Source organism: Staphylococcus caseorum, from assembly GCF_049943195.1.
In the GTDB taxonomy this organism is placed as follows: Bacteria; Bacillota; Bacilli; order Staphylococcales; family Staphylococcaceae; genus Staphylococcus; species Staphylococcus equorum_A.
On the sequence record NZ_JBNFUA010000001.1, the window covers coordinates 2240091 to 2258584 of the forward strand.

Consider the following 18494-nt stretch of genomic DNA (forward strand, 5'->3'; position numbering starts at 1 on the left):
CTTGATGGCTGAACTACCTGAATCAAGAATTAATGAACGAAATATAACCAATGAAATGCGCGAATCGTTCTTAGATTATGCGATGAGCGTTATTGTCTCACGTGCTTTGCCAGACGTTAGAGATGGATTAAAACCAGTACATCGACGTATATTATACGGATTACATGAACAAGGTATGACACCTGACAAATCATATAAAAAATCTGCACGTATTGTTGGGGACGTAATGGGTAAATATCACCCGCATGGTGACTCATCGATTTATGAAGCAATGGTAAGAATGGCGCAGGACTTCAGCTATCGATATCCTTTAATTGATGGTCAAGGTAACTTTGGTTCAATGGATGGCGATGGTGCTGCTGCGATGCGTTATACAGAAGCACGTATGTCTAAAATCACGCTTGAAATGTTGAGAGACCTTAACAAAAATACAATTGATTTCATAGATAACTATGATGGTAATGAAAGAGAGCCGTCAGTCTTACCATCAAGGTTCCCGAACTTATTAGTTAACGGTGCTTCGGGTATTGCTGTTGGTATGGCTACTAATATTCCACCGCATAACTTAACAGAAGTTATTAACGGCGTATTAAGTTTAAGTTATAACCCTGACATCACTATTTCTGAATTAATGGAAGATGTCCAAGGTCCTGATTTCCCTACAGGTGCTTTAATTCTTGGTAAAAGTGGCATCCGTCGTGCATTTGAAACTGGACGTGGTTCAGTTATAATGCGTTCTCGTGCTGAAATAGAAGAGCGCGGTGGCGGACGTCAACGTATCGTAGTGACTGAAGTACCTTATCAAGTCAATAAAGCGCGTATGATAGAAAAAATCGCTGAATTAGCTCGCGATAAAAAAATAGAAGGTATTACAGATTTACGTGATGAAACAAGTTTACGTACAGGTGTACGTGTCGTAATTGATGTTCGTAAAGACGCAAACGCAAGTGTTGTTTTAAATAACTTGTATAAACAAACGCCATTACAAACATCATTTGGTGTAAACATGATTGCATTGGTAAATGGTAGACCGAGACTTATCACGCTTAAAGAAGCATTGGTTGAATACTTAGATCACCAAAAAGTAGTTGTAAGAAGACGTACTGAATACAACTTGAAAAAAGCATTAGACCGTGCGCATATTTTAGAAGGTTTAAGAATTGCACTGGATCATATTGATGAAATCATTAGAGTAATACGTGAATCAGATAACGACAAAATTGCGATGGCAAGCTTGCAAGAGCAATTTAAGTTAACTGAACGCCAAGCTCAAGCAATATTAGATATGCGTTTAAGACGTTTAACTGGTTTAGAACGCGATAAGATTGAATCAGAATACAATGATTTAATTGCTTATATTGAAGAGTTAAAAGCAATTCTTGCAGATGAAGAAAAGCTTTTACAAATCGTGCGTGATGAACTCATTGATGTTCGTGATCGTTTTGGTGACGAACGTAAAACTGAAATTCAACTTGGTGGCCTTGATAATATTGAGGATGAAGACTTAATCCCTGAAGAACAAATTGTTATTACATTAAGTCATAATAACTATATTAAACGTCTACCTGTTTCAACATATAGATCACAACACCGTGGTGGTCGTGGTGTACAAGGTATGAACACGCTCGAAGAAGACTTCGTTAGCCAACTTGTAACGTTAAGCACGCATGATCACGTTTTATTCTTTACGAATAAAGGTCGTGTTTATAAACTTAAAGGTTATGAAGTACCAGAACTTTCACGTCAGTCTAAAGGTATTCCAGTAGTCAATGCCATAGAGTTAGATAGTGATGAATCTATCAGTACAATGATTGCCGTTAAAGATTTAGAAAGTGAAGAAGATTACCTTGTATTTGCAACACTAAAAGGTAGAGTTAAACGTTCTGCGTTAAGCAACTTCTCACGCATAAACAGAAACGGTAAGATTGCTATCAACTTTAAAGATGATGATGAATTGATTGCAGTACGTCTTACAGATGGTGAAACTGATATTCTTATCGGTACTGCGCATGCGTCATTAATTCGCTTCCACGAAACTGCATTACGTCCACTTGGTCGTACAGCAGCAGGTGTGAAAGGTATTACGCTTAGAGAAGGCGATAAAGTTGTCGGCTTAGATGTTACTAAAGCGGAACAAGATGATGAAATCCTAGTCGTTACTGAAAATGGTTACGGTAAACGTACACCTGTAGGAGATTACAGATTATCAAACCGTGGTGGTAAAGGTATTAAGACTGCTACAATTACTGAGCGTAATGGTAATATTGTTTGTATAACATCAGTCACAGGAGAAGAAGACTTGATGGTTGTCACAAATTCTGGTGTTATTATTCGTATTGATGTAAATGACATTTCACAAAATGGTCGTGCAGCTCAAGGTGTGAGATTAATCAAATTAGATGATAACCAATTTGTATCTACTGTAGCTATAGTAAACGAAGAAGATGAAGAAGAAGTTGAAGCAACTGAAGAATCTGGAACAACTGAATCAGGTTTAACAAATGCCCAAACAACGGATTCTGAATCACAAGATGCGTCATCAAGTGATGAAGCGGTTGTAGAAGATAACACACCAGGTAATGGTATCCATACAGAAGTTGAAGATGACAACTCTGAAGAAGATGGCCGTAAAGAAGTAAGAGAAGACTTTATGGATCGTGTTAACGAAGATATCGATAATGCAGATAGCGACGACAACGAAGAAGAATAATCTTTGATTAAAGATAAATACACATATAAAAAGACCTACCTCATTAAGGTAGGTCTTTTTTTCGTTATAAGTTAACTTTCTAATGATTTCATGGCATGTGGGATTTCGCTTATAAGTCTTGATGGTGGAACGACATACATTTTCTCTGCTAACTGTTCACCAATGAAGCTATGTGCGTATGTTGCACTTGTGACAGCTTCCTGAGTATCATCAAACTGCCCGACGAAACTCGTAATCATTCCAGCTAGGGTATCACCCATGCCTCCAGTCGCCATAGCAGGCGTACCGATTGGTAATTTATAATCTTTATCTTTGAAATAAATCTCCGTACCATGCATTTTCAGGACAATAGTTGCTCCGATACGATCTACCGCTTCACGATTGCGTTCATATGTTTGTTCCTCAATAGGAATACCACTTAAACGTTCCCATTCTTTTTGATGCGGTGTGAAAATGACATGACAAGCAGGTATTTCAGGTTTCAATTTACTGAAAATCGTTATAGCATCTCCATCTACGATTAGCGTTTGATGCGGTTGGATATTTTGTAGTAAGAATGTAATTGCGTTATTACCCTTGAAATCACAACCTAATCCAGGACCGATTAAGATACAATCTGTGTTTTCAATCATTTTTGTTAACATTTTTGTATCATTAATATCAATAACCATTGCTTCAGGACAACGAGAATGTAGTGCAGCATGGTTCGTTGGATGTGTAGCTACTGTTATTAGTCCACTGCCACTATAAACACATGCACGCGCTGCAAGCATAATCGCGCCACCTAAGTTAGCATTACCTCCAATTAAAAGGATTCTGCCATAATCACCTTTATGTGTATCATCTTCACGTTTAGGAATGCTTACCGATGATAAAGTTTCCATATTGAAACCTCCTTTTAAAATTCATGATAATTTAACGCTATTGATTTTTGAATAATATGCGTAAAAGTCAGAGTTTAAAATTACAAAAGTAATTATAAATCTACTTTAAAATCTTCAATTATGCGTGCAAAATATTGCTATCTATTGAAGTGTTTTTATTTTCGAAATTTTTAAGCTGTTTTTTAATACAATAGAAAATAATAAACCCGCATTGCATTTAAGTCAATAGGTAAACCTGTTAAGAAATTATTAACTTTTCTAAAATGAAGATTAATACTCCTTTACCCTATTAAAACAGTGATTTGATACCATGTTACGGATGTGTCAAAAGCTATTGTTCTGCTGAAAATGTAAGCGTATACTCGAATTAATCGAATTAAATTCATAAGTAGGGAGATGGAGAAATGACATTACAATTAAATGGAGAAATGCTTACAATTGAAGATATCAAGAAATTTTTATACGAGAAAAATACGGTGGAAGTGACTGAAGAAGCTTTTGAACGTGTAAAACAGAGCCGTCAAACAGTAGAGAATATTATAGCGAATAAAGAGACAGTCTATGGTATTACAACAGGTTTTGGTTTGTTCAGTGATGTGCGTATTGATGAAGGGGAATATAATCAATTACAAGTGAATCTTATCCGTTCTCATGCGTGTGGTATGGGGGACCCATTTTCAGAGGAAGTGTCATTAGTGATGATGGTATTAAGATTAAATACCCTACTTAAAGGACATTCTGGTACTACAGTAGATTTAGTAGAACAGCTCGTATACTTCATTAATAATAGAATTGTGCCAGTAGTTCCTCAACAAGGCTCACTTGGTGCTTCTGGAGATTTAGCACCATTATCTCACTTAGCATTGGCCTTGATTGGAGAAGGTAACGTGTTTTACCAAGGTGAAGAGGTAGACAGTCGGTATGTCTTAAATAACTTGAAACGTAAACCACTAGAATTACAAGCAAAAGAAGGGCTAGCGCTAATTAACGGTACACAGGCGATGACTGCCCAGGGTGTAATTAACTATATAGAAGCAGAGAGTCTAGGCTATCAAGCAGAATGGATTGCTTCACTTACACATCAAGCACTCAATGGTATTACAGATGCTTACAATGAAAAGGTACATAAAGCACGTAACTTCCAAGAACAAATTGATGTAGCTGCGCGTATGTTAGATTGGTTAGAAGGTTCTGAGTTAACAACGACACAAGGTGAAGTACGTGTGCAAGATGCTTATACTTTACGCTGTATCCCACAAATTCATGGGGCAAGTTTCCAAGTGTTCAATTATGTTAAAGAAAAACTAGAATTTGAAATGAATGCTGCAAATGATAACCCACTTATATTTGATGAAGATGATGAAACACTAGTGATATCGGGTGGTAATTTCCATGGACAACCGATTGCTTTTGCTTTAGATTTCTTAAAATTAGGAGTCAGCGAACTGGCTAATGTTTCAGAACGTCGACTAGAAAGACTTGTGAATCCACAATTGAATAATGGCTTACCTGCATTTTTAAGTCCACAACCAGGTTTACAAAGTGGTGCAATGATTATGCAATATGCGGCAGCAAGTTTAGTTTCAGAAAATAAAACACTTGCACATCCAGCCAGTGTCGATTCTATACCGTCGTCAGCGAATCAAGAAGATCATGTATCTATGGGAACGATTGCTTCTCGTCACGGTTATATGATGGTTGAGAATGCACGACGTGTCTTAGCGATAGAGATGATTATTGCATTACAAGCTGTAGAATATAAAGATATTGATAAGCTATCACCAAAAACGTATGAAAAATATCAAACGTTACGCCAAATCGTACCTTCAATCACAGAAGATAGACAATTTCATAAAGATATCGCAGCGGTATCGCAATATTTACACGATACTGCGTATATGAATGAGATATAATAGACGTCAGCACTGTCACTCTTGAAAAACATAAGGTTATTTGCTATATTTAAAACAAGTTAATAAGTTATTGTTCGTAGGCTAAGTAGTATTAATTGTTTGATTTCAGAGAACTTGTGGTTGGTGTGAACAAGTAATCAACGTTAGTGTGAATCTACCTACTATTAGAAGAACAACCGGCTTTGGCCGTTATTTATGGAGAGTGCAGTCTAATTAGGCTGTTAAATAGGGTGGCAACACGTAGACCACGTCCCTTGTAGAGGGGATGTGGTCTTTTTTGTGTTATTATCCAAACATTTTTAAAAATTGAAAGGATGAATGCGATATGTTAGACATTAAATTATTCCGTAACGAACCTGATTTAGTTAGAGAAAAAGTAACAAAGCGTGGTATGGATGTCCAAGTAGTTGACGATATTTTAGCATTAGATGAAAAACGTCGCCAATTAATTAGCCAAGCTGAAGAAATGAAAGCGCAACGTAACAAAGTAAGTGGAGAGATTGCTCAGAAGAAACGTAACAAAGAAAATGCAGATGACGTTATTGCAGAGATGCGTAAACTTGGAGATGAAATTAAAGTCTTAGATGACGATTTAAACCAAACAGACAGAGACCTTAATGATAAATTGTCTCGTATTCCGAATATAATTCAAGATGATGTTCCTGTAGGCGCGTCAGATGAAGAAAACGTAGAACTTAAACGTTGGGGCACGCCAAGAAACTTTGATTTTGAAGAAAAAGCACATTGGGATCTTGTAGAAGATTTAAAAATGGCTAACTTTGAACGTGGTGCTAAAGTATCAGGTGCTAGATTTGTCTTCTTAACTGGTGAAGGTGCACAATTAGAAAGAGCGTTAATGAACTATATGGTAACGAAACATACAACACAGCATGGTTATACAGAAATGATGGTACCACAATTAGTAAACGCTGATTCAATGTATGGAACAGGTCAATTACCTAAATTTGAAGAAGATTTATTCAAAATTGAAAAAGAAGGGCTGTACACAATTCCAACAGCTGAAGTACCGTTAACGAATTATTACCGTAATGAAATTATAGGTCCTGATGTCTTACCGGCTAAATTCACAGCACAATCAGCATGTTATCGTAGTGAAGCGGGTTCAGCCGGACGTGATACAAGAGGTCTGATTCGATTGCATCAATTCGACAAAGTTGAAATGGTTCGTTTTGAAAAACCAGAAGATTCTTGGGATGCGCTTGAAGAAATGACAAATCATGCAGAAGCGATTTTAGAAGAACTTGTGCTACCTTATCGTCGTGTGAATCTGTGTACAGGTGACATTGGATTTGGAGCTAGTAAAACATATGACTTAGAAGTTTGGTTACCAAGCTATAATGATTATAAGGAAATTAGTTCATGTTCAAATATAACTGACTTCCAAGCGCGTCGTGCGAATATCCGTTTCAAACGTGATAAAAATGCTAAACCAGAATTAGTGCATACACTAAATGGTAGTGGGTTAGCAGTGGGACGTACATTTGCAGCAATCGTTGAAAACTATCAAAACGCAGATGGTTCTATTACAATACCAGATGCTTTAGTTCCATTTATGGGCGGTAAAACAGAGATTCGTCCTGTAAAATAAAATTAAATAAGTATGACTAAAAGAGCGTAGCAAAGACCTTTGTTGCGCTCTTTATTTATATCGAGGTGGGGTGGGGGAGGGGTAAAATTAAGTGGATTTATAAAATTATGTAAGTAACATCAATGGTTTTTCATGTGAAAAATAACAGGTAAGTCTAAAATATTTCATAAGATTAAGAAAGGTTTAGAATGTTGTTAAATAAGCTTTTTAAAACGGAGGGTTTTCTTCCGTCACACAAACGGAATGCTAAAGTGATTGAATAAAACGCCTAATTTATATTAAACTTAAGCTATTGTTTTTAAAAATTGAAAATGAAAGGAGTGAGGTAATGGAAGCGCATGTAACTTTTAAGCAAGGTGTGAAAGAATGTGTTCCTACATTATTAGGGTACGCTGGGATAGGGTTGTCTTTTGGAATTGTTGCTGTAGCCTCAGGATTTAGTTTGCTTGAAATTATCTTACTCTGCTTACTTGTATATGCTGGTGCTGCACAATTCGTCATTTGTGCATTAGTCATCGCAGGTACACCGATTTCTGCGATTGTGTTAACAGCATTTATCGTAAATTCCAGAATGTTTCTACTAAGTATGACGCTTGCACCGAGTTACCAATCATACGGCTTATTAAATCGAATAGGACTTTCAACGCTTATTACAGATGAAACGTTTGGTGTAGCAATTACGCCACATCTTAAAGGAGAAAAAATTAACGATCGTTGGTTACATGGTTTAAATATCACAGCTTATTTGTTTTGGACATTTGCATGTGTTATTGGTGCTATATTTGGAAAATACATAAACAACCCAGAGACGTTAGGTTTAGATTTCGCTATTGCTGCGATGTTTATCTTTTTAGCTGTGTCACAGTTTGAATCAGTTCAACGCTCTCGCATCAAGACGTATTTTGTATTGATCATTACTGTAATTGTGATGATGCTTCTTCTAAGTCTCTTTATGCCGTCTTACGTGGCAATTATTCTTGCTTCTACAGTAGCAGCTGGACTAGGGGTGGTGATGGAACGATGACAACAACGACGCATATGCTTATTATTATTTTGCTTTGTGGTATTGTGACATGGTTTACACGGATTATACCGTTTTTACTTATATCTAAAATTAAACTATCTGAAAGAGTTGTAAAATGGTTGTCGTTTATACCAATCACGTTATTTACTGCTTTAGTTATTGATGGTTTGATTGAACAACAAGATGGCATGATGGGTTATAGCATTAATGTGCCGTTTCTAATTACGATGGTCCCGACAATAGTGATTGCAGTTATCACACGTAGTTTAACAATTACAATCATAGGTGGCATTATTATTATGGCTGCATTAAGATGGGTATTTTAATTATTTCATTGATGTAAATCATTTTATCCGTTAGAATGACAATAATTAGAAAATTCCGACATTTTTTAAAAATGAATGAATTGTTGGAACATCAATAGTAGTAATGTAGTGCAATACAATTAAAATAAATCTTATTCCGAGAAGCTAAGGGATTTGGCCCAATGATGCTTCAGCAACCGGCTAAATAAAGTACGGTGCTAAAACCAACGATATAGTCGAATGATAAGTAATTTTCAACTTCTTACTTATTGAATAGTGAGGAGTTTTTTTACTAAGTAGGAGGTAAGTCATGACGAATTATACGGTTGATACATTAGAATTAGGACCATTTACAACAGAGTCAGGAGAAACGATCTCAAACTTAAAATTACGTTACGAACATGTTGGATTGAAAGGTCAACCTCTTGTGGTCGTGTGTCATGCTTTGACAGGAAATCACTTAACATATGGCACAAATGAACAACCTGGATGGTGGAGAGGTATTATTGATGGTGGTTATATGCCGATTAATGATTATCAGTTTTTAACTTTCAATGTAATTGGTAGTCCATTTGGCTCTAGTTCTGCGCTTACGGATGAAGACTTCCCAGAACAACTGACTTTGCGTGATATTGTGCGTGCAATTGAATTAGGTATTGAGCATTTAGGTTTTGAACGTATTAATATACTTATAGGTGGCTCTTTAGGTGGCATGCAAGCAGTAGAGTTATTATATAACCGTAAATTTGAGGTTGATAAAGCAGTTATACTTGCTGCTACACAGAGAACATCTTCATATAGTCGTGCATTTAATGAAATTGCGAGACAAGCGATTCATTTAGACCATGAACAAGGTATGAGTATCGCAAGACAACTCGGCTTCTTAACATACCGTTCGTCTAAAAGTTATGAACAACGCTTCTCGCCAGATCAAGTGGTTGCATATCAAAGGCACCAAGGCGATAAGTTTATGAAACACTTTAGTTATGCATGTTATTTAACACTGCTTGACGTCTTAGACAGCCACGATGTGGATAGAGGGCGTGATGACGTGGACGAAGTGTTCAGCAGACTGGATACTAAGATGATGACGATGGGCTTTGCGGATGACTTACTTTATCCTGATGATCTTGTTTATGCAGTTGGCCAACGCTTCAAATACCATAAACATTTCTTTGTACCTGACAATGTAGGGCATGATGGATTTTTAGTTAATTTTAATGATTGGGCACCTAATTTATACCATTTCTTAAAGGTTTATAAAATCAAGCGTAAATGAGCGTGACTGTACTATAGAATGTTAATTTAGGACGACACAGCAGAATCAGAATAACCAATAGGACCTACAAAGTATACTGACTGCTTTGTAGGTCCTATTTTTTCTAGGAAAACACATGGAAATAGCTGTGATCTTGTGAAGTAATAGGGGATTTAGCTGTCTTAATATCAACTGAAAGGATGAATATTAGTTTATCTTCGAATAGTTGAATGTGTAGCGTATGTTTAACTTCTATAGAAATGAGTTGGCAATAATTGTATAAAAGTTTTAAAGAGGTTAAAATAAAAGTTATAATCAAAAATAGTATGGGAGTGGCGAATTTGTTTTCAAAAATATATCCTAAGGCAACTATACTTAGTATAATCACGCTAGTCGTAGTAGCTTTAGCTTTACATATATTACCACCGCTTGGGCTTGTATTGAGTTTGTTTGCGACAATTCCAGGCATTATTTTATGGCATAAGTCTGTAGAATCATTTGGTTTAACAGCAGTCGTAACAGTTGTATTAACAACTTTATTAGGTAATATATTCGTATTAAGTATCATGGTCCTTGTACTCTTAGTGAGTTTCGTTGTTGGCCAATTATTAAAAGAACGTACATCTAAAGAGCGTATACTTTATATTACAACTACATACGTGAGTATGATCTCGTTAATTGCATTTATGGCATTACAAACATTTGATAAAATACCAACATCAACAACATTAATGAAACCTGTGAAAGATCAAATACATTATTTTATTTCTAATGTAGGTGTTGGTGCAGACTATAAACAAATGTTTGAAGAAACATTCCGTCAATTATCAGTTCAGTTACCAAGTTTTGTAATCATTGCAGTATTTATACTTATATTAATCAATTTACTAGTTACTTTTCCAATTTTACGTAAATTCAAAATTGCTACACCAATATTCAAACCATTATATGCGTGGCAAATGAAGCGTTCATTGCTATGGATGTATATGATTGTCCTACTTTGTGTTATGTTTACTGCCGAACCGAGTGCGTTCCAAAGTATCGTATTAAACTTCGAAATTGTGTTATCATTATGTATGTATATTCAGGGGTTAAGTGTGATTCACTTTTTCGGAAAGGCAAAATCAATGCCGCTCACACTTACTGTGATTTTAATGGCAATAGGGACAATTCTAATGCCACTTACACATATTGTAAGCCTCCTGGGTGTTATAGATTTATGTATTAACTTAAAACGTATCATTAAAAAATGATTTGAGGTGGAAAAATGAATCGTCAATCCACTAAAAAAGCCTTGCTCTTGCCATTTATCATAATGGCGCTCACAGCAATTGTGCTTGTTGTAATATGGTTCGTTTTCAACCAAATTATGGCAGGCATCGCTGCGATTGTCTTAGTGGTTATAATTATAGGGACAGTATTTTTGGTAAGACAAGCTTTACAAAAACTAGATAGCTATGTAGATGATCTGAGTGGTCATATTTCTGAAGGTAGCAACATCGCAATTAAGAATTTACCTATTGGGATGATTATCTTAGACGAAAATGAAAACATAGAGTGGATGAACCATTTTATGTCGGAACGATTAGATCGTAATGTCATTTCCGACCCAGTAAACAAAGTATATCCTAATATCTTAAAGCAATTAGAAAAAACACAAGAAATTGAAATTAAAGAAAATGAATACCATTATCGCGTTCGCTATTCTGAAAAAGAACATGTTTTATACTTCTTTGATATTACAGAAGAAATTCAAACGCAAGAATTATATGAAGAATCTAAACCGATTATCATGACACTATTCTTAGATAACTACGATGAAATCACTCAAAATATGAACGATACACAAAGGTCCGAAATCAACTCTATGGTTACACGTGTAATCAGTAGATGGGCGACAGAATATAACATTTATTTCAAACGTTATAGTTCTGATCAATTTGTGGCGTACTTAAATCAACGTATTTTAAAAGATATCGAAGAATCTAATTTTAGTATTTTAAGTCAGCTCCGTGAAAAAAGTGTTGGTTACCGTGCCCAACTTACATTAAGTGTTGGTGTCGGCGAAGGTTCTGAAAATCTCGTCGACCTGGGTGAACTTTCTCAGTCAGGCTTAGATTTAGCGCTCGGTCGTGGTGGCGACCAAGTAGCGATTAAGAGCATGAATGGTAATGTACGCTTCTATGGCGGTAAGACTGACCCAATGGAGAAACGCACACGTGTAAGAGCACGAGTGATTTCACATGCTTTAAAAGATATCTTGATGGAAGGCGACAAAGTAATCATTATGGGACATACACGTCCTGATTTAGATGCGATTGGTGCAGCAATTGGTGTATCCCGTTTTGCAATGATGAATAATTTAGATGCCTACATTGTATTAAATGAATCAGATATCGATCCAACGTTACGTCGTGTCATGGATGCAGTAAATGAAAAGCCAGAACTAAAAGATCGTTTCATTACTTCAGATGAAGCATGGGATATTATGACATCTAAGACTACATTAGTCATCGTAGATACGCATAAACCTGAAATGGTCATTGATGAAAATATTTTAAATAAAGCAAACCGTAAAGTCGTGATTGATCATCATAGACGTGGTGAAAGCTTTATCTCTAGTCCATTGCTTATATATATGGAACCTTATGCAAGTTCGACAGCTGAACTTGTTACAGAATTACTAGAGTATCAACCGACAGAACAACGTCTGACACGTTTAGAATCAACAGTTATGTTTGCTGGTATCATCGTAGATACACGTAACTTTACATTGCGCACAGGGTCTAGAACATTTGATGCCGCAAGTTATTTACGTGCACATGGTGCCGATACGATATTGACTCAGCATTTCTTGAAAGATGATCTTGATACGTATATCAATCGTACTGAGTTGATTCAAACGGTGAAACTGCAAGAGAATGGGGTAGCAATTGCCCATGGCTCTAACGACAAAATCTATCATCCTGTTACAGTTGCACAAGCTGCCGATGAACTGTTAAGTTTAGATGGTGTAGAGGCTTCATATGTAATAGCGAGACGAGAAGATAATCTCATAGGTATGTCTGCCCGCTCACTTGGTGCAGTTAATGTGCAATTAACAATGGAAGCACTTGGCGGTGGCGGTCATTTAACAAATGCAGCTACACAAATGAAAGATGTGACTGTCGATGAAGCAATTAAAAAATTACAACAAGCTATAACAGAACAAATGAGTAGGAGTGAAAATTCATGAAAGTAATATTCACACAAGATGTAAAAGGTAAAGGTAAAAAAGGCGAAGTTAAAGACGTACCAGTAGGTTATGCAAATAACTTCTTAATAAAGAAAAATTATGCGGTGGAAGCAACACCAGGTAACTTAAAACAATTAGAACAAAAAAATAAAGCAGTTGAAGCTGAGCGTCAACAACAAATTGAAGACGCTAAACAATTGAAAGAACAATTAAGTAATATTGAAGTCGAAGTATCTGCTAAAACAGGTGAAGGCGGCAAATTATTTGGTTCAGTAAGTACAAAACAAATCACGCAAGCATTACAAAAACAACACGACATCAAGATTGATAAACGTAAAATGGACTTACCAAATGGTATCCATGCATTGGGTTACACAAACGTGCCAGTTAAATTAGACAAAGAAGTCGAAGGTACTATTCGTGTACACACAGTTGAACAATAATAACGGATTGAGATATGAGGTGTAATCGTAATGGATGGAATGTATGAACAAAATCAAATGCCACACAGTAATGAGGCTGAGCAGTCTGTCTTAGGTGCCATTATCATAGATCCAGAATTGATCAACACAACTCAGGAAGTATTACTTCCCGAGTCCTTTTATAGAGGTGCACATCAACACATCTTTAGAGCCATGATGAACCTCAACGAAGATAACAAAGATATTGACGTGGTAACAATCATGGATCAATTGTCGCAAGAAGGACGATTGAATGAAGCGGGCGGTCCACAATATCTAGCTGAACTATCTAGTAATGTGCCAACCACACGTAATATTCAGTACTATACAGAAATCGTATTTAAACACGCAACCAAGCGTAAATTAATACAAACAGCTGATAGTATTGCGAATGATGGTTACAATGATGAACTGGAACTAGATGTAATACTAAACGACGCGGAACGTCGCATATTGGAATTATCATCCACACGTGAAAGTGATGGATTCAAAGACATTAGAGACGTACTTGGTGAAGTATACGAGACGGCAGAATTATTAGATCAAAACAGTGGTCAGACACCAGGTATTCCTTCAGGTTATCGTGATTTAGACCAGATGACAGCAGGGTTTAACCGTAATGATTTGATTATTTTAGCTGCCCGTCCTTCTGTAGGTAAGACTGCCTTCGCGCTTAATATTGCGCAGAAAGTAGCTACAAATGAACGTAATTATTCAGTTGGTATCTTCTCACTTGAGATGGGTGCTGACCAATTAGCGACACGTATGATTTGTAGTTCGGGCAACGTCGATTCCAACCGATTAAGAACAGGTGCAATGACTGAAGAAGACTGGAATCGTTTTACAATTGCAGTAGGTAAGTTATCGCGTACGAAGATATTTATTGATGATACACCAGGTATCCGTATTACAGATATTCGTTCAAAATGTCGACGCTTGAAACAAGAACACGGCCTAGACATGATAGTGATCGACTATCTACAATTAATTTCAGGTAGTGGTTCACGTTTTTCAGACAACAGACAACAAGAAGTTTCTGAGATTTCTCGTACATTAAAAGCAATTGCCAGAGAACTTGAGTGTCCCGTAATCGCACTAAGTCAGCTATCACGTGGCGTTGAACAACGTCAGGACAAACGACCAATGATGAGTGATATACGTGAATCTGGTTCGATTGAGCAAGATGCCGATATCGTTGCCTTCCTTTATCGTGATGATTATTACAATCAAGGCGAAGATGAAGAAGACGATGATGACACGAACTATGAACCACAAACGAATGATGATAATGGTGATATCGAAATTATTATTGCCAAACAACGTAACGGTCCTACAGGAACTGTGAAGCTTCACTTTATGAAACAATATAATAAGTTTACAGATATAGATTATGCCCATGCAGATATGATGGGTTAGAAAAAAGATAAAATTAATTTTTCCGTACAATAATACAAACTTTTGTTTTATTGTACGGTTTTTGTTTGTATTTTATTCTTGAATCTTAATGTAAGTATGTATCTTTTTTTAATGTAAAATACAATGAAAACATTGGTGTTACTATGTTTATTGCATTTATTGTAGCGTTTGAATATTGATGAGAATTAGAAAAATGACGAAAAATCAATGTTCGATTTTTGTTTGCAATATCGTTGTGGTATTGGTAGAATACTCATTGGTTAATTGAGAAAAACTTGGAGGTGCTCATATGTCATCAATAGTAGTCGTTGGGACACAATGGGGAGACGAAGGTAAAGGTAAAATTACGGATTTTCTAGCAGAACAAGCAGATGTTATTGCACGTTTTTCAGGCGGTAATAATGCGGGCCACACAATTATATTTGGTGGAGAAACTTATAAATTGCACTTAGTACCATCTGGTATTTTTTATAAAGAAAAATTATCAGTGATTGGTAATGGTGTAGTCGTAGATCCAGTTGCACTATTAAAAGAATTAGATGCTTTAAATGAACGAGGTATTTCAACAGATAATTTACGTATTTCTAATCGTGCACAAGTTATTTTACCTTATCACTTAAAACAAGATGAATATGAAGAAGAACGCCGTGGAGACAATAAAATTGGCACAACGAAAAAAGGTATCGGCCCAGCTTATGTAGATAAAGCGCAACGTATCGGTATCCGTGTGGCAGATTTATTGGACAAAGAAACATTTGCACAATTATTAAAAAATAACATTGAATATAAAAATGATTACTTCAAAGGTATGTTTGGTAAAGCATGCCCAACTTTTGATGAAATCTTTGAAACATATTACGCTGCAGGGCAACGTATCGCACCTTTCGTAGTAGACACTGCTAAAGTATTAGATGATGCCTTTGTAGCAGAAGAAAAAGTATTATTTGAAGGTGCTCAAGGCGTTATGTTAGACCTTGATCACGGTACATACCCATATGTAACTTCAAGTAACCCAGTAGCAGGTAACGTTACTGTAGGTGGCGGTGTTGGTCCAACATTCGTATCTAAAGTTATCGGTGTATGTAAAGCATATACATCTCGTGTAGGTGATGGTCCTTTCCCAACAGAACTATTCGATGAAGATGGTCACCATATCCGTGAAGTTGGCCGTGAATACGGTACAACAACTGGTCGTCCACGCCGCATCGGTTGGTTTGACTCAGTCGTATTACGTCATTCTCGTCGTGCAAGTGGTATCACAGACTTATCAATCAACTCTATTGATGTATTGACTGGTCTTAAAGAAGTGAAAATTTGTACAGCTTATGAATTAGACGGCGTAGAAATTACTGAATACCCAGCAAACTTGAAAGACTTAAATCGTTGTAAACCAATCTTTGAAGCACTACCAGGTTGGGCTGAAGATATTACAGGTTGTCGTTCATTAGAAGAATTACCTTCAAATGCACGTAGATATTTAGAACGTATTTCTGAGCTATGTGATGTGAAGATTTCAATCTTCTCAGTAGGTCCAGACCGTAATCAAACAAACTTATTAAAATCTTTATGGTAGGAAAGTAATACCAAGTTAGGCTGCTAGTCTAATGATGAAAAAATACCTTGTAGCGTTCACCATTAAGGATGCGTCTACAAGGTATTTTTATTTATAAATAATTGTTATTTAATTGAATTGGCAAACTTTATTGCGAAAAGCGAGTATTTGATCTACTGCATATGCATAACCCGTTTCATCGACAGATTGCACGTTTTTTACTTTTTCGATATGTCTTTGATAATACATTTGATTTTCTAACATTTCTGATACAGCACAGCTTAATTGTTCAGGCGTAATGGTCTCAGCATCAATGTGATGACCTAAATTTAAGTCTGCAATCTGTTTAGCTACCATAGGTTGGTCTGCGCTCTTTGGGAAGGCTAGCATTGGCACATTCATCATCATTGCCTCGTTCGTACTATTCATGCCCGCATGTGTTAAGAATAACGCTGTATGCTGTAATAACTCAGTTTGTGGTACATAGTTTTTAATTATAAAATTATCCGGTACCTCATCGAAATCGTTGAGATGATTTGTTTCACCGATAGAAACGACGACTGATGCATTGATGTCTGCTAATGCTTTAAAACATTTATTGAAAAAAGCGATATTTTGATTAAAAATAGTTCCTAAAGAAATGTAAATGATTGGTCGTGTTTGATCAATGTCATCCATAAATCCAGAGGGTTGCGGTTGAATGACTGAAGGACCAGTAAAGACATAACGTTGCGCATCAAACAGGTCATAATTCATTTGGAAACCTTTCATTACATAACATAAGTTAAAATCTCCAGGATTATTCATCACTTCAAAGCGTGAAGGCACCTCAACGTTATATGTAGATTCAAGATGTTGTTTCAATTCATTAAATGTTTCATCTGCTTGTTTAATTTCATTGGCATCAACCATTGTTGTTAATTTTTCTGTAAATGCATTAAAACTTTGTTTACTATGTGCAAATGATGTAATAGAAGATATTGAAGGGATATTTAATTTTTGGGCAATGATATGACCACAACTAAACATAGAATCGTGAATCATATAATCATAATGCTCATCTTTCGTTTCTTCTAAAATTTGAGGCACAATGATATCCGCAGTTTTCAATAAACCGTTCATTACGTTATATAAATGATGTTGACCATAAGATCTAAAACGATCGAGTATAGCATCAGTAGGTAACGTGCGTACTTCTACACCTGTACCAGCTAATTTCTCTTTATATTTATCGCATATATAATAAACGACGTTTTCACCGCGTTCAACGAGTTCTTTACATACTGCAATAGTTGGATTAAAATGTCCGGGTGATCCTGAGTTGATAAATAATGCGTTTGCCAAGGGTAAGCCTCCTAATATATTTTATTACACAAGTTTAGCAAAAAGTTTTGAAAACAAAAAAGATTTTAAGTTGAATAGTTTTGTTTTAAAATATAAATTATTTACATGGCATTGAATCAATTTGAAGTTTTTTGCATTTTCATTAATGGCTTTATAGCAGTTTTTTCAAAATAAATCTTAAAATACTAACTTTATACAATTAATATAGAAAATTATACTAATAAAATTAAAAAAGAGCTTGTCTTCCTTCTAGAGACTTGGTATAATTTAACTTGTGCTTAAGACAGGCTCCTTGGTCAAGCGGTTAAGACACCGCCCTTTCACGGCGGTAACACGGGTTCGAGTCCCGTAGGAGTCACCATGTTTTAGGTCTTGTAGTGTAGCGGTTAACACGCCTGCCTGTCACGCAGGAGATCGCGGGTTCGATTCCCGTCGAGACCGTATAATGCCCATCCAATAGGATGGGCATTTTTTTGGGAGTGGGACAGAAATCTAATGTTTTTAACAAGATTTCGTCGTCCCACCCTGGCAAAGCTGACTAGAGTTGAAAATAACTTGGTATAAGTGCATTTTTAATACAGTCAGCCACTGCCAATATAATGATTGAGATTGAGACATGTATATATGTCTCAGCTTTTTTAATTATCATTTGATTATACTAGTGTTATTACATATAGAAGCTATAAAATGAGCTTAATTTGAATTTGATAAAAAAATTGCTTATGATAAATGAGTATATGGTAGACCAATATCAATATTCAGCATAAACATAACGAGATGTCC

At 36.1% G+C, this 18494-nt stretch carries 13 protein-coding genes, 2 tRNA genes, 1 riboswitch and 1 other annotated feature; of the genes, 13 read left to right on the forward strand and 2 right to left on the reverse strand.

Annotated elements, in window-relative coordinates:
* The first annotated feature begins 4 nt into the window (after positions 1 to 4).
* Positions 5 to 2710, forward strand: a complete 2706-nt coding sequence (gyrA, locus tag ACP3TL_RS11435; RefSeq protein ID WP_069832332.1) for a DNA gyrase subunit A — start codon at positions 5 to 7, stop codon at positions 2708 to 2710.
* Between the two features lie 71 nt (positions 2711 to 2781).
* Here gyrA and ACP3TL_RS11440 read toward each other — a convergent pair whose 3' ends face one another.
* Positions 2782 to 3594 (reverse strand): NAD(P)H-hydrate dehydratase, encoded by an 813-nt coding sequence (locus ACP3TL_RS11440; RefSeq protein ID WP_069826408.1) that lies wholly within the window; start codon positions 3592 to 3594, stop codon positions 2782 to 2784.
* A 404-nt stretch (positions 3595 to 3998) separates the two neighbouring features.
* Between ACP3TL_RS11440 and hutH the strand changes: the two genes are divergently transcribed.
* From hutH to ACP3TL_RS11490, 10 genes are all read left to right on the forward strand, one after another.
* Complete coding sequence (hutH, locus tag ACP3TL_RS11445) at positions 3999 to 5507, forward strand: histidine ammonia-lyase (RefSeq protein WP_069832333.1); 1509 nt, start codon at positions 3999 to 4001, stop codon at positions 5505 to 5507.
* 63 nt (positions 5508 to 5570) lie between these two features.
* Positions 5571 to 5765: a binding site (T-box leader), on the forward strand.
* A gap of 67 nt (positions 5766 to 5832) precedes the next feature.
* The gene (gene serS / locus ACP3TL_RS11450) at positions 5833 to 7116 is read left to right on the forward strand and encodes a serine--tRNA ligase (RefSeq protein ID WP_069826406.1); all 1284 of its coding nucleotides are present in this window, start codon (positions 5833 to 5835) and stop codon (positions 7114 to 7116) included.
* A 328-nt stretch (positions 7117 to 7444) separates the two neighbouring features.
* The gene (locus tag ACP3TL_RS11455; RefSeq protein WP_285326564.1) at positions 7445 to 8140 is read left to right on the forward strand and encodes an AzlC family ABC transporter permease; all 696 of its coding nucleotides are present in this window, start codon (positions 7445 to 7447) and stop codon (positions 8138 to 8140) included.
* On the forward strand, positions 8137 to 8466 hold the full coding sequence (locus ACP3TL_RS11460) for an AzlD domain-containing protein (RefSeq protein WP_069832335.1): 330 nt from the start codon (positions 8137 to 8139) through the stop codon (positions 8464 to 8466). The genes ACP3TL_RS11455 and ACP3TL_RS11460 overlap by 4 nt, the downstream gene beginning before the upstream one ends.
* A gap of 128 nt (positions 8467 to 8594) precedes the next feature.
* Positions 8595 to 8695, forward strand: a riboswitch (SAM riboswitch).
* Between the two features lie 60 nt (positions 8696 to 8755).
* On the forward strand, positions 8756 to 9724 hold the full coding sequence (gene metX / locus ACP3TL_RS11465; protein WP_069817318.1) for a homoserine O-acetyltransferase MetX: 969 nt from the start codon (positions 8756 to 8758) through the stop codon (positions 9722 to 9724).
* Between the two features lie 305 nt (positions 9725 to 10029).
* On the forward strand, positions 10030 to 10956 hold the full coding sequence (locus tag ACP3TL_RS11470) for a DUF2232 domain-containing protein (RefSeq protein ID WP_176722982.1): 927 nt from the start codon (positions 10030 to 10032) through the stop codon (positions 10954 to 10956).
* Between the two features lie 14 nt (positions 10957 to 10970).
* On the forward strand, positions 10971 to 12938 hold the full coding sequence (locus ACP3TL_RS11475; protein WP_285326559.1) for a DHH family phosphoesterase: 1968 nt from the start codon (positions 10971 to 10973) through the stop codon (positions 12936 to 12938).
* Positions 12935 to 13381, forward strand: coding sequence for a 50S ribosomal protein L9 (gene rplI, locus ACP3TL_RS11480; protein WP_057511524.1), 447 nt, complete (start codon positions 12935 to 12937; stop codon positions 13379 to 13381). The genes ACP3TL_RS11475 and rplI overlap by 4 nt, the downstream gene beginning before the upstream one ends.
* Positions 13382 to 13411: 30 nt before the next feature.
* Complete coding sequence (gene dnaB, locus ACP3TL_RS11485) at positions 13412 to 14815, forward strand: replicative DNA helicase (protein WP_069817312.1); 1404 nt, start codon at positions 13412 to 13414, stop codon at positions 14813 to 14815.
* A gap of 289 nt (positions 14816 to 15104) precedes the next feature.
* The gene (locus tag ACP3TL_RS11490; RefSeq protein ID WP_069832337.1) at positions 15105 to 16388 is read left to right on the forward strand and encodes an adenylosuccinate synthase; all 1284 of its coding nucleotides are present in this window, start codon (positions 15105 to 15107) and stop codon (positions 16386 to 16388) included.
* A 108-nt stretch (positions 16389 to 16496) separates the two neighbouring features.
* Here ACP3TL_RS11490 and ACP3TL_RS11495 read toward each other — a convergent pair whose 3' ends face one another.
* Complete coding sequence (locus tag ACP3TL_RS11495; protein ID WP_069832338.1) at positions 16497 to 17711, reverse strand: macrolide family glycosyltransferase; 1215 nt, start codon at positions 17709 to 17711, stop codon at positions 16497 to 16499.
* Positions 17712 to 17997: 286 nt separating this feature from the next.
* Between ACP3TL_RS11495 and ACP3TL_RS11500 the strand changes: the two genes are divergently transcribed.
* A tRNA-Glu gene (locus ACP3TL_RS11500) sits at positions 17998 to 18072 on the forward strand.
* Positions 18073 to 18079: 7 nt separating this feature from the next.
* Positions 18080 to 18152, forward strand: a tRNA-Asp gene (locus tag ACP3TL_RS11505).
* Positions 18153 to 18494 lie beyond the last annotated feature (342 nt).

Excerpts from the sequence above, each read along its gene's own strand:
- ACP3TL_RS11455 (WP_285326564.1), top strand. The coding sequence starts at position 7,445 with ATGGAAGCGCATGTAACTTTTAAGCAAGGTGTGAAAGAATGTGTTCCT.
- rplI (WP_057511524.1), top strand. The coding sequence starts at position 12,935 with ATGAAAGTAATATTCACACAAGATGTAAAAGGTAAAGGTAAAAAAGGC.
- ACP3TL_RS11470 (WP_176722982.1), top strand. The coding sequence starts at position 10,030 with ATGGGAGTGGCGAATTTGTTTTCAAAAATATATCCTAAGGCAACTATA.
- ACP3TL_RS11440 (WP_069826408.1), bottom strand. The coding sequence starts at position 3,594 with ATGGAAACTTTATCATCGGTAAGCATTCCTAAACGTGAAGATGATACA.
- ACP3TL_RS11460 (WP_069832335.1), top strand. The coding sequence starts at position 8,137 with ATGACAACAACGACGCATATGCTTATTATTATTTTGCTTTGTGGTATT.
- ACP3TL_RS11475 (WP_285326559.1), top strand. The coding sequence starts at position 10,971 with ATGAATCGTCAATCCACTAAAAAAGCCTTGCTCTTGCCATTTATCATA.
- metX (WP_069817318.1), top strand. The coding sequence starts at position 8,756 with ATGACGAATTATACGGTTGATACATTAGAATTAGGACCATTTACAACA.
- serS (WP_069826406.1), top strand. The coding sequence starts at position 5,833 with ATGTTAGACATTAAATTATTCCGTAACGAACCTGATTTAGTTAGAGAA.
- gyrA (WP_069832332.1), top strand. The coding sequence starts at position 5 with ATGGCTGAACTACCTGAATCAAGAATTAATGAACGAAATATAACCAAT.
- hutH (WP_069832333.1), top strand. The coding sequence starts at position 3,999 with ATGACATTACAATTAAATGGAGAAATGCTTACAATTGAAGATATCAAG.
- ACP3TL_RS11490 (WP_069832337.1), top strand. The coding sequence starts at position 15,105 with ATGTCATCAATAGTAGTCGTTGGGACACAATGGGGAGACGAAGGTAAA.
- dnaB (WP_069817312.1), top strand. The coding sequence starts at position 13,412 with ATGGATGGAATGTATGAACAAAATCAAATGCCACACAGTAATGAGGCT.